Source organism: Thalassobacterium maritimum, from assembly GCF_031127805.1.
GTDB classification, from domain to species: Bacteria; Verrucomicrobiota; Verrucomicrobiia; order Opitutales; family Coraliomargaritaceae; genus Thalassobacterium; species Thalassobacterium maritimum.
The window spans coordinates 66510-90956 of record NZ_JARXHW010000017.1 but is presented as its reverse complement, the minus strand read 5'-3'; the positions used below and the strand labels follow the sequence as shown (position 1 = coordinate 90956).

Below are 24447 nucleotides of genomic sequence, written 5' to 3'. Positions count from 1 at the left end.
CACGACGTGGAACGGGGTCTAAAGTCCCCCGCTACTGAATTCCGCGACTCATTCGATGTTCAATGTTGGACGTTCAATGTTCAATGTTCCCAGCCCCTTCTCTTCGCCCGCGCATGCGAGGCTCGGCTCAAAAATCGAGCTTAGTGCTCGCCCCTACTGAAAAAGTCATATTTCACGGGGCAGTGAACACGCCTTTAATCACTCCACCTCTACCGATTCCAGTTAATGAGACTGCGCCCAATTGGCGACAGATCGTTAAAAAATACCAGCAACCTTGCCTGAAGAAGAGCTCGTGGCAGATCGTCAATTCAATGGGTCCTTACATCGCTTTGTGGGGGGTGATGTACTTTACAGTCTCGTTTTCGTGGCCGCTCACACTGGCACTGGCCACACTGGCGGGGCTCTTTTTGGTGCGGGTTTTTATCATTTTTCACGACTGCGGACACGGCTCGTTTTTTCGAAATAAAAAAGCAAACAAGACGGTGGGCTTCATCTCGGGGCTGATGACGCTCACGCCCTTCCGCCACTGGACCTGGCAACACGCGGTGCATCATGGCACTTCCGGCAATCTGGATCACCGGGGGGTGGGCGATGTCTGGACTATGACAGTGAAGGAATACCGGGCGGCTCCCTTGTGGCTGCGGGTTCAATACCGTCTGACGCGTAATCCTTTTATCCTGTTCGTGCTCGGCCCGCTGGGGCTGTTTATCGTGTATCAACGCTTCGCCTACAAAATCGCCAGCCGCCGCGACCGTATGGACGTGTATAAGATGAATGCATGCATCGCGCTCTACGCAGTGGCGATGAGCCTGATATTTGGTTTTTGGAATTTCCTATGGATTCAACTGCTGATCACGACGGTTTCCGGAGGGGCGGGCATTTGGCTATTTTATGTGCAGCACCAGTTTGAAGACACCTATTGGCGCACGGGGGATGAGTGGGACTATACCGACTCGGCCATGCAGGGCAGCTCCTTTTATCGCTTACCTGCGATTTTAAACTGGTTCTCTGGCAACATCGGCTACCACCACATTCACCACTTGAGCTCGCGCATTCCGAATTATAATTTAAAGGCCTGCCACGAGTCGGAGCCCTTCTTTCAACAAGTGCCGGAGTTGACACTGCGTAGCAGTATTCGATCAATCCAGCTGCGGCTGTGGGATGAGGAAGCGGGCAAACTCGTCGGCTACGATGTGCTGAAGAAATCCGCCCACTAGTTGCCTGGCTACAAATATTCAGCGATCACCGCTTGTAGGGCTGGCCGCATCGTATCGGCAAGCTCCGGATTGGCATAGGCGGCCCAACTCACTGGCGTAGTGGTATCCAGCGGGCAATCCAAGGGCTGGCCATCGGGCTTTTCGACCACACAGCCCGCCTCTTGCAGAATGAGCGCGGTCGCGACATCGTAGGGGTGGCAAGCAAGATTGGACAAAATGCCGAGCTTGGCAAAGGCCTCCGGACGCAGGTCCGCGACAAAGCGATCATGCCCGGCCAGGATCTCGTAAAACTGACCACCACTGGAGATATATTGATCATTAAAAACCAATGGTGACGGCGAATCCGGCTGTCCATAGAGTCGATCCCACAACGCTTCTTCGACTCGACTCAGGAGCGCCAAGCCTGCGGGAAAAAAGCGACTGACGGTGCCGAAGGCATGGCGCACTTCATGGGCACGGCTCGGTTGTAGTTGGAGTGCTTGACTACTAAAGCCGTCGCGCACGTCGATCGCCACGGCACGCACGCCGCAGCCGCGGATGGCGCTGACTTGATCGGCCCGCCACTGCCGGGTGGTGGGGATCTCCGTCATCACGGCGACTTCAATATCGGCTAGGCTAGTGTCCGCACCGCGCTGCGCGGCCACCCCGGCAAGGATCCAAGCGGCACGCTTATCATACATAATACCCCGTGTGCCGTCGATCGGGTCGATGATGCATTTCAGGCGGGTCTCGCCCACAGGCGTGCCGAGCGGATAGGTCAACACTGCGCCATCTTCCAGACCTTCCATCACAATTTCGACCGGCTGATCGCTCGGCCAATGCGCGCACAACCAGCTATGAATCGTCGTCTCCGCGACACGATCGATCGCGTAGATGGTATCAGCCGCGGTCTCCTGCGACACCGTTGCCAGTGCCTCAACAGTGCTCCGTGCGCGCTCGGCCAGAATTGCTTTTAAAATCGCCTGCTGCAGCTCACAAAGTAGCGTGCGGATGCTTTCTTGGTTTTCTATCACAGAAAAGAGATGGCGCCAAGCCCCCAGACTTGGCAAGGCAATCCAGCCCCATTATCTGGTTGTCGCCGAGCGGTGAACCCGTTCCTACTGTGTGCGCCTCCCTTCTTCTTAATTCAGAGGTCAGAGGTCGACTCTTTCCAGGCTCATGGACTTACTCTCACATACCATTACTTTTCGTCATGCCCTCGCTCAGTGGTATGCCACCGCGCAGCGGCCCTTGCCCTGGCGCACACAACCGAGCCTCTATCGAACCGTGGTGTCCGAGCTGATGGCGCAGCAGACACAAATCAAGACCATGCTGCCCTACTTTGAGCGCTGGATGCGGCGCTTCCCCGACTTTGCCGCCCTGGCCGAGGCGCCCGCCGAGGATGTGCTCAAGCACTGGGAGGGACTGGGCTACTACAGCCGCGCGCGCAATCTACATAAGTTGGCCAAGGAATATGTCGCGCTGGAGCCCAAACCACGCAGCCGCGAAGATTGGCAACAACTGCCCGGCATCGGCCCCTACACCTCGGCCGCGATCAGCTCGATCGCGCTGGGCGAACCCGCGGCAGTGGTCGATGGCAATGTGGTGCGCATTCTCGCGCGGCTGACGGACGATGCCCGCGTGTTTAAAAACAACGGCGAAGCGGTCAAGGCTTTCACTCCCACCGCCGAAGCCGTGCTGGACCAAGGCAATGCCGGCGAGCACAATCAAGCGATGATGGAGCTCGGCGCCACAGTGTGCCTCAAGCATAAGCCACTCTGCACGGTCTGTCCCGTGCTGGCCTATTGCGCGGCCAGCCGCAAGGGCAGCCAAGAGGCGCGCCCCAAGATCGAGCGCAAAGCCACGGTAAAAGTCGAAGTCGAGCGGGCCTGGGTATTGCAAGCGGGCAAGCTACTGCTCCACCGTATCGCGGAAGACTCCGGCCAACTGGCCGGGCAGTACGAGCTGCCCCGATTAGAGACAGTGGCCAGCCCGCGCAGTGCCAAGCAGCTGCTGGCCAGCAAATCGCGCTCGATCACGCACCGCCGCATCAAAGAACACATTTACCAGGTCAAAGCCAAGCCCAGCATCGACGCCTCACTGGAGTGGGTGCGCCTCGAAGACATCGAGCGCATCACACTATCAGGCCCCCATCGCCGCTGGATCGGCGAACTGTTGGCCCGCGAGTCGGAGGGCGGAGGACTGAGGTGAATCTTGCTCTGCGGCGCCCAAAATTCGAGAGCACACAATTTGCCGCAACCTTTTACATAAATGCTCGATTCTAAGTTGGACCTTTCCCCCGTGACGCCACTACTTTGCTCCACAACATGCCAAAGCCCAAAAAATGGACTGCTGACGACTTCGAAATCCGCACCTCTACTATCGAGGGCGCGGGCATGGGCCTTTTTGCCAAGCACCGGATCGCGGCGGAAGATACGATCGGCTACTACACCGGTGAGGTGATCAGCGAAAAAGAGTTCTACGATCCGGAGCGGCCTTTTTCCGCCTACGTGATGTGGGTCTGCCGCACACATATCATCGTGGGCGAAGGCCCGAAGGCCAATTACACCCGCTACATCAATCACAGTGATGAGCCGAACGCCTTTCTAATCGTCTCCAGCCGTTGGAAAACGGCTCGCTTTGAAGCGCTGCGCGAGATCGAAGCAGGCGAAGAGATTTTCTTTAATTACGGCGATGATTACTGGGAGACAGAGTCCGAGGAACCAAAGCACACGATTTAGATACTAAGAGTATAGTTATGAATATCGACCCCATCTACACAGGCCTCGACGAGGAACAACGCAGCACTGTTTCAGGCCTGCCACGCGGCGATCGTTTGATCGAGCTATCCACCCTGCGCAACCGACCGACACGCGAAATGGTGACTGAACTGGCCGAGCTGGCCGAGCTGCCGGTGGTGCAAAATTTCGAACTGATCGAAAACCCCACCGCCACCCTGCCCCTGCGCATGATCCACGAGTATCAGTGCATCCCGATCAAGACGGAAGCTGACGAGGATCGAGCATTTAGCGACGACCTGGCCGCCGAAACAGACCAGAGCGCTCCCATCGCCCTGGCCACCCTTTGGCCGCCCGACGAGACAATGAACCGCTGGATCTACGCCGTCAGTGGGCGCAATGCCCAATGGTTCATGGGCGATCCGGAACAGATCACCGAAACCATCACCCAAAACTTCGGCGTCGGCTCCGGCAGCTTGGATGAGTCGGACCTGGTGACCGATGTCGCCGATGCCGATGAGGCGGAAGACGAAGATGCGGCCGTGATCCGCTTCGTGAATGAAGTGGTGCAGAAGGCTGTCAGCGATCGCGCGACCGATATCCACTTCGAGCCGCACCGCGACGAACTACAGATCCGCTACCGAATCGACGGCGAACTGGTGCCCGTCCGTGTGCCCGACAATTTGATCCGCTTCCAGGGGGCCATTATTTCGCGCCTCAAGATTATGGCCAAGCTCAACATTTCGGAGAAGCGCCGCCCACAGGACGGCCGTATCTCCTTCGGCGCCGGCAACTCGGAACTCGACATCCGTATTTCCACCTTCCCGACGATGTATGCCGAAAGCGTCTCGCTGCGTCTGCTGAATCAAAAGTCGAAGCCACTCTCGATGCGCGAGCTGGGCCTTGCAGACGATGAGGAAAAAAAGCTGACTCAGTCGCTGGCCACGCCGCACGGCATCATTCTAGTAACGGGTCCCACCGGCTCGGGTAAATCCACCTCCTTGACCGCCTTCATTCGCCTGATCAACAAGCCCGAGCGGCGCATCATTACCGTAGAGGACCCGATCGAGTATGAAGTGCCCGGGGTCAACCAGACACAGGTGCACCCCGAGATTGGCCTGACTTTTGCCCAATCACTCCGTGCCGTGCTGCGGCAAGACCCCGACGTGATCATGGTGGGTGAGATTCGCGACCGCGAGACCGCCGACATCGCGATCCGCGCCTCGCTGACTGGGCACTTGGTGCTCAGCACGCTCCACACCAACGATGCCCCCGGTGCCCTCACCCGCTTGGTCGACATGGACATCGAGCCCTTCTTGATCGCCTCTTCGGTGGAAATGATCATCGCGCAACGCCTGGTGCGCCGCCTCTGCCCCAACTGCGCGCAGCCGGCCAATTACGATCCACGTCAAGTCGCCAGCTTTTTACACACCATGCGCATCGACCCCAGCGAAGTGCAATACGCGCCGCTGGCCAAAGCCCCCTGTGGTTGCGAGCGCTGTCGCAAGCTCGGCTTCCGTGGCCGTGTGGGCATGTTTGAAATCCTACGGGTGACCGAAGAGATCCACGAACACATCGTCAAGCGCGACTCCGCCCGCATGATTCGCCAGACAGCGGTCTCGCAAGACATGCGCACACTGATGCAAAGCGGCTGGGCCCACGTCAAAGAAGGCACCAGCACCTTAGAAGAAGTCATGCGCTTCGCCGAGATCGAGAGTGACGAAGAGTAAGTATGCTCCGCCCTTCGGTTTCCGAAATGCGCACCTGCAAACCATCTACCCGACTCTATTTAGGCGGGTGCCGGTGCTCACGCGTCAGCGTGAGCGCATAAGCACTCCAGATCACGACTTTATCGACCTAGACTGGGCCCGGCGCCCGGGCAGTTCGCGACTCGTCGTGATCACGCACGGACTCGAGGGCCACTCGCGCAGCCACTACTGCCAAGGCATGGCCCGCGCACTGCAAGCCGACGGCTGGGATGCGCTGGCATGGAACTTCCGTGGTTGCAGCGGCGAGCCCAATCAGCAGCTACGCAGCTATCACAGCGGCGCCACCGAAGAATTACAGATCGTGCTAGAGCACATATTCGCTCACAGCGCGTATCGCGAGATCGCCCTCGTCGGCTTCAGCCTGGGCGGTAATTTGACGCTCAAATACATCGGCGAGCGAGGCAGCACGATCGATCCGCGCATTTGTGGCGCGGTCGCCTTCAGCGTGCCCTGCGATCTAGCCAGCAGCGCGCAGCGGCTCGAGCACTGGCAAAACCGCATCTACATGGCGCGCTTCATGCGCAGCCTGCGAGAAAAAGTGCGCGAAAAGGCGCAACGCTTCCCCCAGCAACTCAGCCTCGCAGGCTTAGAGCGCATGCGCACCTTCGCCGAATTTGACGATCGCTACACCGCGCCCATCCACGGCTTTTCCGGCGCCGAAGAATACTGGTCGCAGAGCAGCTGCCTCCACCGGCTGATGGACATCGCAGTGCCCACGCTGCTAGTCAACGCCCTCGACGATCCCTTTCTCACGCCGGAGTGCTACCCGCACGAGGCCGCCCGGGAAAATGCAAATTTCCGTCTAGAGACCCCAAGCCACGGTGGCCACATCGGCTTCGTCAGCTTCAACGATCAAAACATCTACTGGTCCGAGCGCCGCGCAGTTGACTACCTACACAACATTGCCTCAAGGCAGACACAAGAACCGCGAAACAGTTTTCGCCAATAAAATTTCGCGAAAACTAACCCGCATGCCATAGCCAGTTTTTAGGTTTTAGTCTTGTCATCTATCGGGGCTGTGCGAGTTTGATCTGTCTACGCTTATGGCTACTACGAAAAAGAAATCCACATCGAAAACCACATCGGTGGCCAAGAAACCTGCCAAGTCTACAAACTTCGCAACGGCACCGATCAACAAATCACTTTCTAAAGAGGAAAAGATCGCGCTTTACAGCACGATCGTTGGCATTCGCCGCTTTGAAGAGCGCTCATTGCGCGCTTATAACCAAGGCAAGATTGGCGGATTCCTACACCTTTACATCGGTCAGGAAGCGGTGGCCACTGGCATCGTATCGCTGATGGAAGAAAACGACCACATCATCACAGCCTACCGGGACCATGGTCACGCCTTGGCTGTGGGCATGTCGATGAATGAGTGTATGGCCGAAATGTATGGCAAGCACACAGGTTGCTCCAAGGGCAAGGGAGGCTCGATGCACTTTTTCGCTCCGGACAAGAACTACTGGGGTGGTCACGGGATCGTGGCGGGCCAAACACCGCTGGGCGCCGGACTGGCCTTTGCTCTCAAATATAAGGGCCTCAAGGGCTGTGCGCTCGCTTTCTTAGGAGACGGCGCGGTCAATCAAGGCTCTTTCATGGAAACGCTCAACTTAGTATCGCTCTGGAATATTCCGGTTGTGTTCGTGATTGAGAACAACGGCTACTCGATGGGCACCAGCCTCAAGCGCTCCTCTGCCGAAGAGAACCTTGCGCACCGCGCGGACGGCTTCGACATGGAATGGGAAGTCTGCAACGGGCACGACGTATTTGAAGTGCGTGAAGTCGCCAATCGCGCGATGACTCGTGCACGCGAAGAGATGAAGCCCTTCTTACTGGAAATCCGCACCTATCGCTATCGCGGACACTCCGTAGCGGACGCCAACCACGAGAAGTACCGCACCAAGGAAGAGATCGAAGAGTATAAGCGCACCAAAGATCCGGTCAACGTGATCAAGCAGCAACTGCTCGAGGACGGCACACTGACAGACGCCGAGGCCAAACGCATCGACCAAGAAAAGAAGGACGAAGCCGAAGCCTCCGCAAAGTTCGCCGACGAAAGTCCAGTCGCACCACGCAGCGAGATCCAAACCGATGTTTACTGGGAAGTGGACAACGACACAGAGGGCAAGCTCAAGGGCACCCACTTCTTTAATGACTAGAAAACAATTACGATTTAGGAATTAAGAATTACGAAAATGCACACCGCTCCTTGCTGTCGTTTCTAATTTCTCACTCCTAATTCCTAATTCCTAATTCTTAATTCTTAATTTAAATACACCATGCCACTTATCACTTACCGCGAAGCTATCAAGCAAGCACTCGACGAGGAAATCCAACGCGACGAGAACGTCTGCATCATGGGCGAAGAAGTCGCTCAATACAACGGTGCCTACAAGGTCACTGAAGGTCTCTGGGAAAAACATGGCGACAAGCGTCTGATTGACACTCCGATTTCGGAAGCGGCCTTCTCGGGCTTGGCGATCGGAGCCTCCATGCTGGGCATTCGCCCGGTCGTGGAAATGATGTTCATGTCATTCAGCTACGTAGCGATCGACCAACTCTTCAATAATGCCTCCTTCTGCCGCTACATGTCGGGCGGGCTCATGAATGTGCCCATCGTCGTGCGTGGTCCTGCCAATGGTGGCACTAGCGTGGGCGCGACTCACTCACACACGCCCGAAAACATGGTGGCCAACCACCCGGGCTTGAAAGTTGTCTGCCCCTCCAACGCGTATGATGCGAAGGGCCTGATGAAGGCTGCGATCCGTGACAACGACCCGGTCTTCGTGATGGAGAACACCCTACTCTACGGAGAAAAATGGGAAGTGCCGGAAGAGGAGTACATCGTCGAGCTAGGCGTGGCCAATGTGCTGAAAGAAGGCACGGACCTCACCATCGTATCTCACGGCCGCTGCGCTATGATTTCGCTGCAAGCCGCGAAGACTCTCGAAGAAAAACACGACATCAGTGTGGAAGTTGTGGACCTGCGCTCCATTCGCCCGCTGGACGAAGAAACGATTTTGAAGTCGGTTCGCAAGACACACCGCGTGATGCTGGTGGAAGAGAACAAACCTTTCTGTGGCGTGGATGCACAAATCTCGCACATGATTCAACTCAAGGCTTTTGACGATTTGGATGCACCCATCCACCGCGTCTCTGCAATTGATGCGCCGAACTTCTACTCCAAAGAGCTGGAAGACTGGCAAATCCCCAACGAAGAACGCATTATCGAATGCGCGCTCAAAGTTGCAGAATAGCTTTTCAACGCACATTCCTAATTCTTAATTCTTAATTTCTAATTCTCATCTTATGGCTACACTTATCGACATGCCCAAACTCAGCGACACCATGACGGTGGGCACGCTGGTCAAATGGTTAAAAAACGAAGGCGACGCAATTTCCAGCGGCGACATGATTGCTGAAGTCGAGACCGACAAAGCAACCATGGAAGTCGAATGCTTCGACGACGGCGTGCTGATTAAGCAATACGCAGCCGAAGGCACCGAAGTCGCCGTAGGGGATGCGATCGCAGCCATCGGCGAAGAAGGTGAAGAAGCACCCGCCGCAGAAAGCAGCGCCCCCGCAGCTTCCGAATCTGAATCCGAGCCCGAAGCCGAAGCTGAAGCGGAACCTGCCGCGGAAGCTCCCAAGGAGGCATCTAAAGCGGAGCCGGCTCCAGCAGCCGCGCCGGCTCCAGCAGCTGCCCCCGCAACAAGCAGCGCTTCCGGCAACGGACGCATCAAAGCCTCCCCGCTCGCAAAGAAGATTGCAGCTGATAAGGGCATCGATCTGGCCAGCATCCAGGGCTCTGGCCCCGGTGGACGCATTGTCAAAGCCGATGTCGAGAACGCAAAACCCGGCAGTGCCGCAAGCGCAGCCGCTCCGGCCGCAGCCAGCGCCCCCGCCGCAGCGCCCGCTGCTACACTGGAAGCGCTCGACCTGCCCGTGTCCAACATGCGCAAGAGCATCGCCAAGGCACTGGTGGGCTCCAAGACTCAAGCACCGCACTTCTACCTACAAATCGAAGTCGACGGCGGCCCATTGGCCAAGCTCCGCGCAGAGCTCAACGCCAAGCTTGCGGATCTGCCCAAGGAGCACGGTGGCACCAAGTTTACCGTGAATGACCTTACACTCAAGGCAGCGGCCGAAGCCGTGCGCCGCGTGCCTGCGATCAATCGCTCATGGGAAGGTGAAAGCATCAAGCAACACCCGAACGTGCACCTCGCCTTCGGGGTCGCGATCGACGACGGCTTGGTCACACCCGTCATTCGCGCAGCCGAGACCAAGGGACTACGTGAAATCGGAGCTGAAGCGAAGGTCTTGATCAAAAAGGCACGTGAGAAAAAGCTCACTCCCAACGAGATGAGCGGCTCCACACTGACCGTCACCAACCTCGGCATGTTCGGCATTTCCGACTTCTACGGCATCATCAATCCCAACAACGCGGCGATCCTCAGTATCGGTGCAACGATTAAGAAGCCTGTAGTGAACGACAAGGACGAAGTCGTCGTGGGCCAAGTGATGAAGATCGGTCTCTCCGGCGACCACCGCACCATCGACGGCGCGGTCGGCGCACAGTATTTGCAGGCGCTCAAAGAGATCCTCGAGACCCCATCGGTCATGCTGGTCTAGTCCAGACGGCCGGAAGACGGAAGTCAGAAGGTCGGAGGTCAGATTTTTCAAAAGCCCGCGAGCGATCGCGGGCTTTTTTGTGCACAGGCAACCACTCCCAAATGATATTCCGCCGTGACAAGCGGGGGATGCGTGCCTAAACCTCTTTATTATGGAAAAAACTGATCCTATCATTTCCGTTCAAGTATCTGTCTACGCACTGGATGGCCAGGTGCGCGAGGCAGTGTACTGCTATTTGGATGCGCTGGATGCGACAGGCATTGGCCGCGACAGTGGTAGTATGTCCACAGTCGTATGGGGCGAAGCGGCTGAAGTCTGGCCCGCACTGCAGTCTGCCTACGAAACGGTCGCCGCACAATACAAGGTGATCGTGAATACCAGCATGTCCAACGCTGCGCCCCTGCCTGCCCGCGCCTCGGGCCAACGCTAATTCCCATTCCTGTCCCGAATTCCCTAATTCTTAATTTCTAATTCCTAAGTCTCCTCAATGATTTTACGAGTCAAACAATACGGCGAACCGATCCTGCGCAAAGTCGGCAAATCCATCACAGATTTCAACCAAGCGCTGGCGACCTTGGCCGACGACATGGTCGACACCATGTATGACGAGGAAGGCATCGGCCTAGCCGCGCAGCAAGTCGACCAAGCACTGCAAATTTGCGTCGTCGATGTGCGCCCGCCGGAAGGGGTGGAAGTGCCCTTCAACTATAGTTTCGACGGCAAAAAGCCTCCCTTGGACTTGATCATGCCGATGGCAATCGTGAACCCTAAAATCACCATTTTGGACGACACGGAAGAAGTCTACGAAGAGGGCTGCCTCTCCTTCCCCGGCGTCAACGGTCGGGTCGACCGTCCCATCGGCGTGCGCTGCGAATACCAAGACACGGAGGGCAACCCGCACGTGATCGAAGCTGATGGACTCCTAGGCCGTTGCATTTTACATGAAGTGGATCACCTGCAGGGCAAACTCTTCATCGATCGTATGTATAAACGCGATCTCAAGAAAAACGAAACGAAGATCAAAAAACTAAAGCGTGAAAGCCGCGATTTTTTGAAGGGAAAGAAGTAAGCTGTAGATTCAAGTCTGAATACAACACTGATGTAACAGGTCGCCTAAAGCACGGACGCTCCAGGCAGTTGGCTCTGAAAGGGCAATTTTAATCATTCAATAGAATGCAGATTACATTGGGCACTGAGATCACGCGTTTGCCGGGATATTGTAAACTGCCGGAATCGGGATCGATGGCGAGCACCGTTACGGTATTGGAATGCGCGCCGGCGGCGAGTAGCCAGCGGCCGCTGGAATCGATATTTATATTGCGAGGCCAGGCGCCACGGATGGCTTCGACATCGATACGCTCGAGACTCCCATCAGGAGCAATTTGAAAGGCGCTGACACTGTCATGGCCACGATTGGCGGCATAGACAAATTGGCCGTTCGGATGCACGAGGATCTCGGAACCAGAGTTAGAAGCTTGCTGGGCTTTGACGGCTTCGCTGAGCGTGGGTGCGGACGCGAGCAGCTGCGCGCTGCCAGAGTCGGCATCGTAAGCCAGTGTTGAGACGGAGAGGTTCAACTCATTAAGTAGGAAGATAAAACGCCCGTCCAAGGAGAACTTCATATGGCGCGGGCCGCCGCCGGGCACGGAGTCGGCATGGCCGATGCGCTCAATCGAAACGGGCTCAAATTGCACTTGATAGATCACAATTTGGTCGAGTCCGAGGTCGGGCACGAAGGCAAAACGCCCGTCGGGCGAGAAGCCGGTCCAATGCGGATGCGGTGAATTTTGACGATGCGCGACGACTCTGGAGCCTCCCTGATGCTGGATCACTTGCTGGCAAGGCAGCAAAGCACCGTCTTCTGTGAGCGGGAAGAGCGCGACCGAACCGGCGCCGTATTGCGCCGTCAGCAGAAACTGGCCAGAGGGGTGCACGCTGATATGCGCGGCGCCGCCTCCAGGGATCGGCTCCGCATGCAGCCGTTCGAGAGCGCCGTCGGCGGCCACTTGGTAGGCGACCACGGAGGGCTTCGAGTCCACCTTAGCGATCGCATAGAGTTTTGTGCGATCCGGATGAAAGGCCAGAAACTCGGGGGCATCCAGCTCCGCAGCGAGGGAGGCTGGCGATAGCTTGCCTTGTTCGATGTCCAAGCTGGCGCGATAAATGCCTTGGGCCTGCCCGCCACCAGTGCCGAAATAGACATCAACTGTTGCAGCGTGGAGGGTGGATGTCAGCAAGAGCGGAATCAGGGTGCGTACGATTTTCATAAAGGGGCGTGGGAGGGGAATGCGCTCGGGCGGATAGATGACAGAAATGATGACGGAAATGTACACTATCCGCCACAGATGCTAGAAGGTACTGATACGCCCGCTGACAAACTGCACGGCAGCCGAGCCTGGCAGCGAGAGGTCGATGCGTTTGATGGCAGGATTGCCACGGCTTTGGACGTATTTCAGAATGACTGACAAGCGATCCAGCTGCTGCTCGAAGCTGGTATTAAAGCCGAAAATAAGGCGTGGGACCATGGGCGAGCGCACTTCGATCACTTCACCGGGCAATTCAGGATCGCCGGAGTAATGCTCTAAGGAAACGAGTTGCCAAGTTCTGTAAAATTTAGGCTGTGTGCGTCTCGCGACTTCCAGTAGCTCGGCGACTTTATCAATACCAAGCAGAGGCTTGAAACCGCCCTCTGGATGCCGATAAGGCACCAGGTAGGGCAACTGACTCAAAGTAGCCTGCGGGTAACCCACCCCTTGATAGATCGTGCCTTCTCGGGAAACAATGCGCAGCTCGGGCTTGCCATCGCGACCGACCACTCGCATGCGCATGACAGGCTCTTCCTCTTTGATCTCGATCTTGAGCGCATTGGGGAATTCTCGTTGCACCGAAGCCGACACCACCTGGCCGTGTGCTTCCAGCTGTTGCTTCATTTTGTAGATATCAATCTCCATCATGGTGGTATCACGCCGCAATTCAATCACGGTGCCCAACCAAGAGGAGGGTAACACACCATTGGTATCGAAGAGCACTTTTTCCACTGGCTTAGAGGGGGTCGTGATCTGGATGGGCTCTTTGCGGTTCTTAAAGGCGATGACGCCCCAAACGACACAGCCGATCAACATCATGCTAACAAAGAAAATAGCGAACAACTTAAAGAGCTGATTTTGCCGTCTTTTACGCGCTTGCGGCGACTTGACACGTGTGCTCTTAGGGGCTCCGGCAAGTGCGCGCCAGCTCTGCTGCCCACTCGCCGAGGTGCTGCCTTTCTGCTTGCCATTGCCAATCACTCCGCACCTCCGGTTTGAAAGCGTGCGATTGCGGGCGCCACCAATTCGGCTGCAAGTTGTTCAAAATCGAACCCGACGCAAGAAGCGCTCTTGGGCAATAGACTGGTCGCGGTGAGCCCAGGCAAGGTGTTGATCTCTAGGAAATAAGGGCGCGTGCCCTCCAATAGAAAGTCGACACGGGCAAAGTCGCGACAGCCACAGGCATCGAAGAGCTGCTCCGCGTGGTCTTTAATCTTCGCCTCCACCGCGGGCTCGAGACTTGCTGGATATTGATACTCGGTGGAGCCGGGTGTGTATTTGGCTTGATAATCATAGACACCACTCTGACTGACAATTTCGACAATTCCCATGGCGGCGCCTTTGAGTACTCCCACAGTGAGCTCACGTCCACGGATGCGTTGCTCGATCAACCAGTTCCCCGAGCGTATACCGGAAAGCGTGACACCGAGTGCTGAGCGGTGCTCGGTAAAGTGTAAACCTACGCTGCTACCTTGGTCCGCGGGCTTAATCACCAGTGAGGCCCCGAGTTGCTCGATCACCGCGTCCGCCAGCGGGGCTCGCGCACCGTCGAAGCTCAGGGCTGCAGGCACCGCAATCCGCAAGTCGCTGGCAATGGCTTTGGTGGCGGCTTTGTCCATACAAAGACGACTGGCCACGGCATCGCTGCCGCAATAGTGAATGCCGGCCGCTTCCAGCAGAGCTTGGAGCTGCCCATCCTCACCGAAACTCCCGTGTAGGGCGGGAAATACAATGTGGGCGCCGGCATCTAAGGCTGCTGGCAAAGCCTCTTGCTGCAACAGCCATGCCTCCACTGAAAAGCGGGCACGCAGTGCCTGCGCGACTGCTTCGCCACTGCGTAGCGAGACTTCGCGCTCCGAACCGACGCCGCCATAGAGGACAATAACTGTGGGAGAAGAAATCATTCGCTCAAAACTTCATCCCAAGACTGGCCAACTAGCAAGACCTCGGGTTCTAAAATATAGCCTGACTGTGCTTTTACCTGAGCGCGAATTTGCCGCACCAGCTCGATGACATCGGTGGCGGAAGCCCCCCCCTGGTTGACAATAAAATTACCGTGCACCTCCGAGACCTCCGCCGCACCGACGCGCATGCCCTTGATGCCATGCTGATCGATGAGTTTGCCCGCAAAGTTACCCTCCGGGTTTTTAAAGATACAGCCCGCACTCGCTCCCCGCGGCTGACTTTCTTTGCGCGAGCCCGAATAGCGGTCCATCCGCGCACGGATCGAGCGCTCACTCTCGGAGTCGACACAGCGCAGAATCGCGCCTAACGCGATGCCGCGGCTAATCTCCTCCACTTTGCGGTAGCCAAAGTGAAAGGCTTCTTTAGGCAAATCCTGATAGCGCCCCTCCTCGTCGATAAACTGGACACGTTCGACGACATCAAACATCCAACTGCCCATGGCACCGGCATTCATGCGCAGTGCCCCTCCAAGCGCACCGGGGATGCCCTCCAGAAACTCGAAACCAGCCAGCCCTTGCTTGGCAGCATACCCGCAGATCTCTTTTAGTCGACCACCGGCGGCCGCCCAGATGCGTCCCTGCCCGAGTGATTCGACACGACGCCAGGCAGCAGCTGAAAATCGTATCACCAGCCCATCGAAGCCAGTATCTGCGACCAAGAGATTCGAGCCACGACCGATGCAAAATGTTTTAATTTGAAAGAGTTCCGCCGCGCGCAACAAAACTCGTAGATCACTCAAGTTTGCAGGTTCTGCGTAAAAGCGAGCCGCGCCGCCGATGCGAATGGTGGTCTTATTGGCCAGTGGCTCGTCACGCTTTAGAGTGCAATCCGGCGATAGGCGCTGACGAAGGTATTGTAGCAGGGCAAGGTCTAAGAGCGAGGCCTGCGAAGCTGCCAGCTCTGCCGGCACAGTCATCCAAGCAGTCAATACGCCTGCAAATTCCTCAATATCACCCGCCCCGACAAAGGCCAATTGTGTGGGCTCCGTTTGAATGGCGCGCGCTAGCTGCTGCACCCCCGTGAGGGACATCTCCAATTCGACGGGCGGGATACCAGAAAATGCTTGAGCCAGAGCGCGACTATCTCCTCCCGCCAGGACTGGCTCATGTGCGGCATAAACGGGGAGTAAATACACCGCATCCGCTGCCTGTAGGGAGGCTGCGAAGGCCGCCTTAAACTGACGCGTGCGTGAATAACGATGCGGCTGAAAGACGACAATCAACCGTTTATCTGGCTCATTGTCGCGTAAACACTCGATCAGTGCGTCGACCTCTGTCGGGTGGTGCGCGTAATCTTCGAGTATAGTTAATTGAGCATCTTGATGCAGAATCGATTGACGGCGCGCCATGCCCGGAAAAGAGGATAGCGTCTCACGCGGCAAGGCTTGCCCGAACAAGGCGAGCACTGCCGCGGCGGCATCTCCATTGGTCTGATTAAAACGCCCGCGCGGCGCGGCGTCCAATCCCATACTTTGGGCGGCCCCGTCGAAACGTTGCACCGGCGTGTCGCCCTTAGGCTGCAAGTGCAAGGCCTGTGGCAGCAAGATCCTTTCCTGAGTGCGATCCAGTAAACCGGTAAAAGCCGCATCGAGCTTGGCAGCATCGCCGTAGCGGTCGGCATGATCCCAGTCGACATTGAGCACCACGGTGGCCGCAGGAGCAAAACCATCGATGGTGCCATCGCTCTCGTCCACCTCAGCGACCAACCAATCGCTGCCGGTATAGTGAGCCGGGGGCATGTCAGGATCGGCGGAAAGGCCGCCCAAAATGTAGTCCACCGACAAGCCCGCAAGGCGTAACCCGTGCGCGACCATGCCAGAAGTCGTGGTCTTCCCATGACTGCCGACCACCGCGACGAAGCGTTTATGTCGCGCAATTTCGGCCAATAACTCTCCCCGGCGTAAGCACCTGAGCCCCGCGGCGCGGGCGGCCGCCAGTATCGGGTGCGACTGCTTCACTGCACTGGAGTACACCAGCGTGCTGAAGCGAGTGACTTGTTCGGGAAATACAAAATCTTCGAGCTGCACGCCGGAGCTGACAAGCCAGCGACGCACGCGCTCTTGCAAGTGAGCATCGTAGCCACACACAGAATAGCCCGCCTGTGACATCCAGCATGCCAGCGGCGCCATGCCCATGCCACCGGCCCCGAGAAATAAATATTGATCGGTCGAGTCCATCAAGTCACGCGCTCCAGCTTTTCGGCATTCGCAATGCTGCGCGCATCGCACAGGGCAATCAGATCGTCGGCAATACGCTCACTGGACTCGAAGCGATCCAAGCGCTCCAGATTCGACTTAAACTTTGCCAACAACCAGTCGTTAAACATCAAATCAATCACTTCTGAGGTCAAATCACCCAGCTGATCCTGAGCTAAGAGAACACCCGCTCCATGTTGCTCATGAGCCAATGCGTTCGCATACTGGTGATCATCTGCAGCATAGGGATAGGGAACCAAAATCGCAGGGGCGCGACAACGAATGATCTCTGCAATCGAGCCAGCTCCCGCGCGCGACACCACCAAATCTGCCGCCGAAATCACATCCCCCATCTGGCCGGAAAAGGGCACCAAGGTGGCTGTAACATCCACCCCACCCTTACCGATTTCGTGTATGGTGCTGGCGGAGCTATTGCCCAATCCGGTGACGCAATAGATCGATATGCCTGCTTTGGCCAAAAGCCCGAAATTATGCGTCACCCAATGATTCAGCGCGGACGCGCCCTGGCTGCCACCGATAATGACCAGCAATTTATTAGGCACCTGAATATTCAAGCGCTTCCAGGCGTCCACCTTAAGCGCATGTTTGATTTCCTTACGCACCGGATAGCCGTAATAACGGATACACTCCGGAGGCACGCCTTTAAGCCGCACACCATCGGGCAAATAAACGCGCGTCGACAGGTGCTTAATCAAGCGCACTGCCTTGCCAGGCTGGCAATTGGCCTCGTGTAAAGCGACCGGAACGCCTCCGATTTGTGCCGCCAGTCCCAGGCCCAAAGATAGAAAGCCTCCAAACAGCAGCACCAGATCCGGCTCTTGCTCCCGCAACATGCGGCGTGAAGCAAAGAAGCTGGAAAACAGGCTCGCTAAAAAAGCGAGCCGTTGCAGCACCCCACCAGAAAAGGCGCGGCCGGGGCTTTTGATAAAGTCAAGGTGGCTGTATTTTTCGACCAGTGCCGAATCTACCTGCTTATTGCTGATCAACAAGAGGCACTTATGCCCACGTTCTTGCAGCACTTCCGCCACCGCGATACCTGGCGCGAGATGCCCGCCCGTGCCGCCACATGCTATTATAATCCTACTCATAGATCACGCTGCTTACGCAGTGCCGGCAGCTCCCAGGAGCGGAAGCCATTGAGAATAATACCTGTGAGGACGAACATAAATACCAAATTGGAGCCACCGTAAGAGATAAATGGGAGCGACATACCCTTAGTCGGCAAGCAGCCAGTGACAACCCCGATATTGATTAAGGCTTGAAAAGTAATGAACAACAAGGCCCCCATCACCAAGAGATATTGATAAAGATTGGGAGCCCGCTTGAGCTGTAAGATACCGATAAAGAAGAGCGTCATAAAGAGCACCACCACCCCGGCGGTGAACACAAAGCCGAGCTCCTCACCCACGATTGCAAAAATAAAGTCAGTATGCGCCTCGGGCAGGAAGGACATTTGCTGGCGGCCGGCCCCGAGTCCAACCCCCTGAATGCCGCCCGCACCGAATGCCAAAATGCCCTGCCAGAGTTGATAGGCGCTATCGCTGCGATTGCCCTCCACATCGAGGAAGGAGGTAATGCGCTGCAATCGCACCGGGTCCAAATAGACCGCAACCGAAAATCCAGTCAGTGCCACCAGCGCGGTGGGAATCAAATATTTGAGATGCACCCCGGCCAGGAAGAGCATGCAACCACCGACTGCGCCGCAAAGAAAAGCGGTGCCAAAGTCAGGCTCCAAAATGATGAGTCCGCAGAACATCCCGAGCAAACAACAGGGGTACACGTAGCCCTTGAGCAAGTGCCCCAGGTCGCGCCGGTGACTCGCCAGATAGTGTGACATCGCAAACAGTAGCCCCAGCTTGCCTATCTCGGAGACCTGCAAGCGCATAAAGCCGAAGTCCATCCAACGCCGTGCACCGTTAACCTCTACCCCGATGCCAGGGATCAATACCAGCCCCAGCAGTAGCATCGACCCGAGGGCCAGCAGGTAGGCATAGTCGCGCAAGGCCTCTAAATTGACCAGCATCGCGATCCCCCCTGCCACCGTGGCCAAGCCCAACCAAATCAGCTGCTTGCGCAACAAGACGGTCGGGTCATCGTGCATCGATTGCGAGGCACTAAACAGGATGACTAAGCCCAAAAAGGTGAGCCCAACGACAATAAAGACAATAAAGAGCCCAATCGGCGGGATACGCCACGAAGAATTAGGCGAAGCCGTACGGGCGCTCATTATGAATGCAGAAGTCTCTACGCTTTTGTTGAAGCTAGAAGACTACTCCTCCAGACGAATCACAGGAATCTCGACAGCGCCATCGAAGACATCGTCGGACTCGATCTCGCTGACACCTCCCTCAACAAGAGGGTCCGCCTCGATCACAGTGATCTCGACCGGGCCGCTGCTGACATTACTCGCGCCGGCGGCGCTGGCCGAGGAACGGAAAGAAGAGCTCGTAACTGGCGACGCGGGGATCGTCTTAGGCGCAGCCGTCTGACCTGTCGACTGGGCCGCTGGAGGTGCGACCACAGTTTCGGTGCGTGAATCCACATTGCTCGCAGAACCTGACGCGCTGACCTGTAGCACTTGGCCAACCTGCAACTTACGTGGGTCGGTAATGCCATTCAATGCGAGCAGCTCGCCGGAAGTCATGCCATATTTGCGAGCAATTGTAGCCGGATACTCACCAGCTTTAACAGTATGCGTGCGAGCACCCGAGCTGACGCTGTTGGTGGTGGGCACATACGTGACCGGCGCACTAGAGCGGCTAGATGCCGCCGAAGAAGAAGAAGGAGAGGAGGAGGAAGGCGCTGAGCCACTGCCGGCAACCGGTAGGATCAGCGTATCTCCGACACGAATGAGGTCTGAGCTCATATTGTTGGCCGCCTTGATCGCACGCACCGAAGTGTTGTGGCGACTTGCAATCTTAGAGAGGGAATCGCCGCGCTGGACAGTGTAGCTGGTGCTCGCCTGATTGAACGAAGAGGGCTGGTAAGTATCGGCACTCACAGTATTGACCGTGGCCGTGCCACCTTCGACTGGAATCTGGATTTGCTGCCCGATCTTCAACACCGAATTTTTATTCAAGCCATTGGCTGCATACAGTTCGTTGAGCGACACCTTGTAGCGCTTTGCAATAGTCCACAAATTGTCGCCCTTTTTCACGGTGTAGGTTTCAAAGGAGTCACCGGCAATTTGCACGGTTTGTCCGCCCGCAGACCCCGAAGAGAGCGGCGCGATCGGAGCAATATCGTCGAACTCACCAAATTCGCCGCCAGTGTTATCAGCCGCATAGCGGCCATCATCAAAACCCGCGTTAAAGGCGGCATCCAAACCTCCAGAACTACCATCCACGCGTTTCGCTTCGATAAAGCCTTCTGATAGACGGGAAGCTCCTTCGACAGAACTTTTAATAGTGCGTCCAGAGCTGTAGGCCATGGTGCGCTCGCCGCCCGTGTTGCCCATATTGCTAGTGGAGCTGCCGGAACGCGTTGCAGTATAAGTCCCGGTATTGGCTAAAGTGCGCGTCGACGCTGCAGTTTGGGTTGAGGTTTGGGTGTAGGTTTGCGTAGGCGGTTGCTGACTACGGCAACCGGGCTGAACCAATAATACTGTGATCACACCGAAATGAAGACCGAGAACACAACCGAAAACTTTAGATACTTTCATGATAAAATGGAGATATTGCCTGCAATCCAGCACACTAGCTGGCATTACTAGTATTCTTCAAACTTAAAACCAAATCTGTGAAGCTTTTTCCACGCTCCGCATAAGAGCCAAATTGGTCGAAACTAGAGAAGCCAGGGCTCAACAAAACATTCGCATCTGTCATGCTTTTGGCCAGTTCGGCAGCGGCGCAAACGGCATCTGCAAAGCAGGAAAATACCTGCACCGAATCCAACAAGCCCTCTAATGCGGCCGCCAGGCGCGGCGCAACCTCTCCGTATAAGACCGCGGCATTGACATAATCCGAAACCTCACGTGCAAAAGCTTCGATATCGCCCCCCTTGGCACGCCCACCACCGATCCAGACCACGGGTGGCCCCACCGATTCAAGCGCCGCGAGAGTGGCGTGAAAATTGGTCGCCTTGGAATCATCCCAATAGCAGACACCCTCCGAATCCGCAACTCGCGCAAGCCGATGCGGCTCCAGCTCAAATGTATTGGCCGCCTCGATCAGATGCGCGGAGGAGAGCCCCAGCAGCCACCACAATTCAGCAGCCAGCGTAAAGTTCTCCGAATTAGGATAGCGGTGGAAGGAGGAACTAGGGTCGATTTTAAAGAGCAAAGCACTGTCTTCTTGCGCAACAAAATACGCATTAAACTCTTGGTGCATGGCTTCCATCCAATCGGCCACCTGCGCCCCCAGCACACAAATTCCGCTGGGCTTGAGACAGGCAAAGAGACGCGCCTTGGCGTTAAAATAGTCTATCATGGATCCATAACGGTCCAAGTGATCTTCGGCAAAATTGGTCCACAGCAACGCATCCAAGCTCAAACCGCCTGCAAGCTCTGCTTGGAACGAGCTCACCTCCAGCACGACATAGGCCTCCGGATGATTCGCCTCTGTCAAAACCGCATCGGCAAAGGGAAAACCAATATTGCCCGCACACACACTGCGATGCCCGGCCTGCTTGAGTGCCGCATCGATCAGGCCCGTCAAAGTGGTCTTTCCATTAGTGCCAGTGACCGCGATCACCTTGCCCTGCCAATAGCGAGCTGCAAAAGCGAGCTCACTCATACAAGGACGCCCCGAGGCCTGCGCCAAGACGCGCCAAGGGTGCTCTTGTGCAAAGCCTGGGCTGAAGATGAATGCATCAAAATCCGCCAAGTCATGCGCCTCAAAAACCGCTCGATCCCCCTGCCCGGCCTCGTCAATGAGTACGACCTCGAGATCATGGTGTCTTGCGAGGCGCCGCGCCGCTTGAGCACTCTGCCCCGCACCAAATATAGCATAGCGCTCTAGCATCCAGCGTACTCAAACGGCTCACATACTCGTTGGCAACGGCACGTTTTGTCAAAAAAACGTAAGATCAAGACTGCGCGGCTGGCTGCGCCAAACGCAAGGCTGGCTCGATACTAAAATCCCCCTGAGCGAGCCCGGCCTGATCGGCAAATGCGGCAAATGCAATCATGGCGGCGTTGTCCCCGGTATGCTGCGGCTGCGCGATGTGGCACGATAGTCGAAAACGCTTCGCCAGGCGCGCCATCGCGGCACGCAGCGCTCGATTATTGGATACGCCCCCAGACAGGCCGAGGCTACGATACTCAGCAGCCTGAATCAAATGCTTGGTCTTGCCGACCAGTTGATCGATGACGGCCCCTTGGTAGCCTGCGCAGATATCGGGCATCGCAGCCTCCAGCTCGGAATCGCTCATTTTCTCGAGTCGATAGCGCAGACTGGTCTTCAAACCCGAAAAACTAAAGCGGCGCTCATTGCGCGGTGCAATTGCTTTGGGAAAGTCGTAAACGCTGGCATCGCCCCCTGCCGCCAATCGCTCGACTTGAGGTCCGCCCGGATAGGGCAACCCCAGCAGCTTAGCGCCCTTATCCAGGGCTTCGCCCGCGGCGTCGTCGACCGTCTCCGCGAGCACAGTCAGCTGTTGATCCATATCGATTTGAAAGAGTATGGTATTGCCCCCCGAAACAATCAGCCCCAAGTGCGGCAACAGCCCCTCGAAGGCCTGGGCAAAACCCTGCGGCGACTGCTGATGCAAAGCGATAAAGGGCGAATAGGCATGCCCGCGCAAGTGATTGACCCCGACCACCGGCAGATTCCAGGCGACTGCCAAACTTCGGGCAAATGCCATGCCCAGCGCCAGGCAACCAGCCAGGCCGGGCCCGTGCGTGACCGCGATCTGAGTAATTTCACCACGATCCGCAGACAGCCCCGCAGCTGAAAGCAGCGGAAAGAAATTCTTTAAATGCTCACGGCTAGCAAGGTCAGGAACCACGCCGCCATACTCTTTGTGCAAATCGATCTGAGTGTGAACCCACTCGCCCACCAGCCCGCTGGCGGGATCAAACCGTGCCAGTGCCGACTCGTCACAAGAACTTTCAATCGCCAAAATCATCTCACTCTAAGTATGCGCGTCGGGCGACGCCTCAAGCATTTAAGCACGCGAGGAAGAATTCAGCGCGATCGTATTTAGTGGTTTCATAGTCGTCCGCATTCCGCATAGAGTGCACGGCCAGCCATGAAAGAAGCTCAGACTACAGTTGAAGACATCGTTCGCGCTCGCTGCCAATCGGCGCCCATCAGCTACCGCGATTACATAGAGCTTGCACTCTATAGTGAGGATTGCGGCTACTACACCCAACTCGCGCAACGCGTAGGCCGCAGTCCGGAGCACGACTTCTATACCGCCGAGAGCTTGGGGCGCGTCTTTGCCAAACTCGTCAGCACCGCCGCGGCGGAGCTACTGCCCCCCGGCGAAGCCGCAGCCAGCACCTTCGTCGAAATCGCCGCGGAACCCGGCAGCTCACTCCTCAGCCACTTAAAAAAACATCCCTTTCGCGCGGAACAGGTCATTCGCCAGGGCGACCAACTCCAAATCGAAGGCAAAGTCGTCATTTTCGCCAACGAATGGCTGGACGCCCTGCCCTTCCACCGCCTCATCTTTCGCGAGGGCGCTTGGCGCGAGCGCGGCGTAGGACTCAACACAGCTGGCGAGCTGACAGAAGTGCTGCTCGCACAACTCAGCCCTGAAGTCGCAGCAGTGGCCGATCGCCTGCCGGCGCACATTGAAGACGGCTACGAGCTAGACCTCCCACTTGCCGCCGAAGCTGCACTGGCTGAGCTACTGTCACAAGATTGGCAGGGTTTACTACTCTTTTTCGACTATGGCCGCACCTGGACTTCGCTACTACAGGACCACCCCTCCGGCACTGCACGCACCTACAAGCAGCACGCGCAGGGCAACGATCTGCTCGCCAGCCCGGGCGACTGCGACATCACTTGCGACGTCAACTGGACCCCACTCATGGCACAAATGGAAGCTGCGGGCTTGCAATCGGTCGTGCTGGAGAGTCAAGAATCTTTCCTGGTCAAGCGGGCCCAACGGGCCGCCGAAGCCATCGTTTCGGACAGCGCAGGCAGCTTTAGCCACGACCGGCAAACCCTGCTGGAACTGATCCATCCCGCCAACATGGGACAACGATTCCAGGTTCTATGGGGCCTGCGGGACGATGCAGGCTAAAAATCGGCCTCTAAAAATTTTCAAAGAAAACGCTTGCTTGGAGCTCGATCCCCCCTACCTTCCAGCCTTTAAATTTTTCAACGAAGGAACTCCTATGTCACGAATTTGCGCAATCACAGGTAAACGCCCCATGAAAGGCGGCCGTATCATCCGTAAAGGTCTCACCAAGAAAAGCGGTGGTATCGGTACATCTCTAGTCAAGAACACACGTCGGAAATTCCGTCCAAATGTTCAACGCATCCGCGTCAAGCTACCTAGCGGCGAAGTCAAGCGCATGTGGGTCTCCGTAAAGGCGATCAAAGCAGGCTTGGTGACTAAGGCGTAAAGCTTCATTCATATTTATTTAAAGGCCCCGGTTCGCTGGGGCCTTTTTTGTGCGCCCAGACGCGACGGCGCGGTATTAAGCGCTGTTAGAATGGTTGGACTGAGCGCAAC

The 24447-nt window shown here is 56.6% G+C and carries 22 protein-coding genes; 12 read left to right on the top strand and 10 right to left on the bottom strand.

The features are described from left to right. Nucleotides 1-182 precede the first annotated feature (182 nt). Nucleotides 183-1217, top strand: coding sequence for a fatty acid desaturase (locus tag QEH52_RS09335; RefSeq protein ID WP_308949947.1), 1035 nt, complete (start codon nucleotides 183-185; stop codon nucleotides 1215-1217). An 8-nt stretch (nucleotides 1218-1225) separates the two neighbouring features. On the opposite strand, the gene QEH52_RS09330 is transcribed toward QEH52_RS09335, so the two are convergent. After that, nucleotides 1226-2230 (bottom strand): inositol monophosphatase family protein, encoded by a 1005-nt coding sequence (locus tag QEH52_RS09330; protein ID WP_308949946.1) that lies wholly within the window; start codon nucleotides 2228-2230, stop codon nucleotides 1226-1228. Nucleotides 2231-2375: 145 nt separating this feature from the next. Between QEH52_RS09330 and QEH52_RS09325 the strand changes: the two genes are divergently transcribed. The 9 genes from QEH52_RS09325 to QEH52_RS09285 all read left to right on the top strand — a co-directional run bounded on the left by QEH52_RS09325 (nucleotide 2376) and on the right by QEH52_RS09285 (nucleotide 11404). Further along, on the top strand, nucleotides 2376-3407 hold the full coding sequence (locus QEH52_RS09325; RefSeq protein ID WP_308949944.1) for an A/G-specific adenine glycosylase: 1032 nt from the start codon (nucleotides 2376-2378) through the stop codon (nucleotides 3405-3407). Between the two features lie 116 nt (nucleotides 3408-3523). Beyond that, a complete protein-coding gene (locus tag QEH52_RS09320; protein ID WP_308949943.1) occupies nucleotides 3524-3937 on the top strand; it encodes an SET domain-containing protein-lysine N-methyltransferase in 414 nt (137 codons plus the stop codon). 17 nt (nucleotides 3938-3954) lie between these two features. Beyond that, nucleotides 3955-5664 carry a GspE/PulE family protein gene (locus QEH52_RS09315; RefSeq protein WP_308949942.1) on the top strand — a complete coding sequence of 570 codons (1710 nt, stop codon included), beginning with the start codon at nucleotides 3955-3957 and terminating at the stop codon, nucleotides 5662-5664. Next, nucleotides 5651-6652, top strand: a complete 1002-nt coding sequence (locus QEH52_RS09310) for a YheT family hydrolase (RefSeq protein ID WP_308949940.1) — start codon at nucleotides 5651-5653, stop codon at nucleotides 6650-6652. Before QEH52_RS09315 ends, QEH52_RS09310 begins: the two co-directional genes overlap by 14 nt. Before the next feature lie 94 nt (nucleotides 6653-6746). Further along, nucleotides 6747-7862: a pyruvate dehydrogenase (acetyl-transferring) E1 component subunit alpha gene (pdhA, locus tag QEH52_RS09305; RefSeq protein ID WP_308949938.1), complete on the top strand. Its 1116-nt coding sequence runs from the start codon at nucleotides 6747-6749 to the stop codon at nucleotides 7860-7862. Nucleotides 7863-7982: 120 nt separating this feature from the next. After that, entirely contained in the window at nucleotides 7983-8960 is a 978-nt protein-coding gene (locus tag QEH52_RS09300) for an alpha-ketoacid dehydrogenase subunit beta (RefSeq protein ID WP_308949937.1), read from the top strand. A gap of 52 nt (nucleotides 8961-9012) precedes the next feature. Then, the gene (locus tag QEH52_RS09295; RefSeq protein ID WP_308949936.1) at nucleotides 9013-10335 is read left to right on the top strand and encodes a pyruvate dehydrogenase complex dihydrolipoamide acetyltransferase; all 1323 of its coding nucleotides are present in this window, start codon (nucleotides 9013-9015) and stop codon (nucleotides 10333-10335) included. Between the two features lie 151 nt (nucleotides 10336-10486). Beyond that, on the top strand, nucleotides 10487-10765 hold the full coding sequence (locus tag QEH52_RS09290; protein WP_308949935.1) for a hypothetical protein: 279 nt from the start codon (nucleotides 10487-10489) through the stop codon (nucleotides 10763-10765). 57 nt (nucleotides 10766-10822) lie between these two features. Continuing rightward, nucleotides 10823-11404 (top strand): peptide deformylase, encoded by a 582-nt coding sequence (locus QEH52_RS09285; RefSeq protein ID WP_308949932.1) that lies wholly within the window; start codon nucleotides 10823-10825, stop codon nucleotides 11402-11404. A gap of 88 nt (nucleotides 11405-11492) precedes the next feature. On the opposite strand, the gene QEH52_RS09280 is transcribed toward QEH52_RS09285, so the two are convergent. The 9 genes from QEH52_RS09280 to tsaD form a co-directional block, all read right to left on the bottom strand. Further along, the gene (locus tag QEH52_RS09280; protein ID WP_308949931.1) at nucleotides 11493-12602 is read right to left on the bottom strand and encodes a lactonase family protein; all 1110 of its coding nucleotides are present in this window, start codon (nucleotides 12600-12602) and stop codon (nucleotides 11493-11495) included. Between the two features lie 81 nt (nucleotides 12603-12683). Continuing rightward, nucleotides 12684-13622 carry a cell division protein FtsQ/DivIB gene (locus tag QEH52_RS09275; protein ID WP_308949930.1) on the bottom strand — a complete coding sequence of 313 codons (939 nt, stop codon included), beginning with the start codon at nucleotides 13620-13622 and terminating at the stop codon, nucleotides 12684-12686. Continuing rightward, nucleotides 13619-14545, bottom strand: coding sequence for a D-alanine--D-alanine ligase family protein (locus QEH52_RS09270; RefSeq protein ID WP_308949929.1), 927 nt, complete (start codon nucleotides 14543-14545; stop codon nucleotides 13619-13621). The genes QEH52_RS09275 and QEH52_RS09270 overlap by 4 nt, the downstream gene beginning before the upstream one ends. After that, nucleotides 14542-16782 carry a UDP-N-acetylmuramate dehydrogenase gene (murB, locus tag QEH52_RS09265; protein WP_308949928.1) on the bottom strand — a complete coding sequence of 747 codons (2241 nt, stop codon included), beginning with the start codon at nucleotides 16780-16782 and terminating at the stop codon, nucleotides 14542-14544. Before murB ends, QEH52_RS09270 begins: the two co-directional genes overlap by 4 nt. Beyond that, the gene (locus tag QEH52_RS09260; RefSeq protein ID WP_308949927.1) at nucleotides 16782-17909 is read right to left on the bottom strand and encodes a UDP-N-acetylglucosamine--N-acetylmuramyl-(pentapeptide) pyrophosphoryl-undecaprenol N-acetylglucosamine transferase; all 1128 of its coding nucleotides are present in this window, start codon (nucleotides 17907-17909) and stop codon (nucleotides 16782-16784) included. Before QEH52_RS09260 ends, murB begins: the two co-directional genes overlap by 1 nt. Beyond that, nucleotides 17906-19048, bottom strand: coding sequence for an FtsW/RodA/SpoVE family cell cycle protein (locus QEH52_RS09255; RefSeq protein ID WP_308949926.1), 1143 nt, complete (start codon nucleotides 19046-19048; stop codon nucleotides 17906-17908). The genes QEH52_RS09260 and QEH52_RS09255 overlap by 4 nt, the downstream gene beginning before the upstream one ends. 42 nt (nucleotides 19049-19090) lie before the next feature. Continuing rightward, the gene (locus QEH52_RS09250) at nucleotides 19091-20482 is read right to left on the bottom strand and encodes a LysM peptidoglycan-binding domain-containing protein (protein ID WP_308949923.1); all 1392 of its coding nucleotides are present in this window, start codon (nucleotides 20480-20482) and stop codon (nucleotides 19091-19093) included. Nucleotides 20483-20516: 34 nt separating this feature from the next. After that, nucleotides 20517-21782, bottom strand: a complete 1266-nt coding sequence (murD, locus tag QEH52_RS09245; RefSeq protein WP_308949921.1) for a UDP-N-acetylmuramoyl-L-alanine--D-glutamate ligase — start codon at nucleotides 21780-21782, stop codon at nucleotides 20517-20519. A 64-nt stretch (nucleotides 21783-21846) separates the two neighbouring features. Then, nucleotides 21847-22887 carry a tRNA (adenosine(37)-N6)-threonylcarbamoyltransferase complex transferase subunit TsaD gene (gene tsaD, locus QEH52_RS09240; RefSeq protein ID WP_308949919.1) on the bottom strand — a complete coding sequence of 347 codons (1041 nt, stop codon included), beginning with the start codon at nucleotides 22885-22887 and terminating at the stop codon, nucleotides 21847-21849. Nucleotides 22888-23010: 123 nt separating this feature from the next. Here tsaD and QEH52_RS09235 point away from each other — a divergent pair, with 123 nt between their 5' ends. Next, on the top strand, nucleotides 23011-24012 hold the full coding sequence (locus QEH52_RS09235; RefSeq protein WP_308949917.1) for an SAM-dependent methyltransferase: 1002 nt from the start codon (nucleotides 23011-23013) through the stop codon (nucleotides 24010-24012). Nucleotides 24013-24106: 94 nt separating this feature from the next. Next, a complete protein-coding gene (rpmB, locus tag QEH52_RS09230) occupies nucleotides 24107-24337 on the top strand; it encodes a 50S ribosomal protein L28 (RefSeq protein WP_308949915.1) in 231 nt (76 codons plus the stop codon). Nucleotides 24338-24447 lie beyond the last annotated feature (110 nt).

Bases quoted from the DNA above. Each gene is read 5' to 3' on its own strand.
- QEH52_RS09260 (WP_308949927.1), bottom strand. From the start codon at position 17,909: ATGAGTAGGATTATAATAGCATGTGGCGGCACGGGCGGGCATCTCGCG.
- QEH52_RS09250 (WP_308949923.1), bottom strand. From the start codon at position 20,482: ATGAAAGTATCTAAAGTTTTCGGTTGTGTTCTCGGTCTTCATTTCGGT.
- QEH52_RS09280 (WP_308949931.1), bottom strand. From the start codon at position 12,602: ATGAAAATCGTACGCACCCTGATTCCGCTCTTGCTGACATCCACCCTC.
- QEH52_RS09255 (WP_308949926.1), bottom strand. From the start codon at position 19,048: ATGAGCGCCCGTACGGCTTCGCCTAATTCTTCGTGGCGTATCCCGCCG.
- QEH52_RS09270 (WP_308949929.1), bottom strand. From the start codon at position 14,545: ATGATTTCTTCTCCCACAGTTATTGTCCTCTATGGCGGCGTCGGTTCG.
- QEH52_RS09320 (WP_308949943.1), top strand. From the start codon at position 3,524: ATGCCAAAGCCCAAAAAATGGACTGCTGACGACTTCGAAATCCGCACC.
- murD (WP_308949921.1), bottom strand. From the start codon at position 21,782: ATGCTAGAGCGCTATGCTATATTTGGTGCGGGGCAGAGTGCTCAAGCG.
- pdhA (WP_308949938.1), top strand. From the start codon at position 6,747: ATGGCTACTACGAAAAAGAAATCCACATCGAAAACCACATCGGTGGCC.
- tsaD (WP_308949919.1), bottom strand. From the start codon at position 22,887: ATGATTTTGGCGATTGAAAGTTCTTGTGACGAGTCGGCACTGGCACGG.
- QEH52_RS09290 (WP_308949935.1), top strand. From the start codon at position 10,487: ATGGAAAAAACTGATCCTATCATTTCCGTTCAAGTATCTGTCTACGCA.
- rpmB (WP_308949915.1), top strand. From the start codon at position 24,107: ATGTCACGAATTTGCGCAATCACAGGTAAACGCCCCATGAAAGGCGGC.
- QEH52_RS09325 (WP_308949944.1), top strand. From the start codon at position 2,376: ATGGACTTACTCTCACATACCATTACTTTTCGTCATGCCCTCGCTCAG.
- QEH52_RS09300 (WP_308949937.1), top strand. From the start codon at position 7,983: ATGCCACTTATCACTTACCGCGAAGCTATCAAGCAAGCACTCGACGAG.
- QEH52_RS09285 (WP_308949932.1), top strand. From the start codon at position 10,823: ATGATTTTACGAGTCAAACAATACGGCGAACCGATCCTGCGCAAAGTC.
- QEH52_RS09315 (WP_308949942.1), top strand. From the start codon at position 3,955: ATGAATATCGACCCCATCTACACAGGCCTCGACGAGGAACAACGCAGC.
- QEH52_RS09295 (WP_308949936.1), top strand. From the start codon at position 9,013: ATGGCTACACTTATCGACATGCCCAAACTCAGCGACACCATGACGGTG.
- QEH52_RS09235 (WP_308949917.1), top strand. From the start codon at position 23,011: ATGAAAGAAGCTCAGACTACAGTTGAAGACATCGTTCGCGCTCGCTGC.
- murB (WP_308949928.1), bottom strand. From the start codon at position 16,782: ATGGACTCGACCGATCAATATTTATTTCTCGGGGCCGGTGGCATGGGC.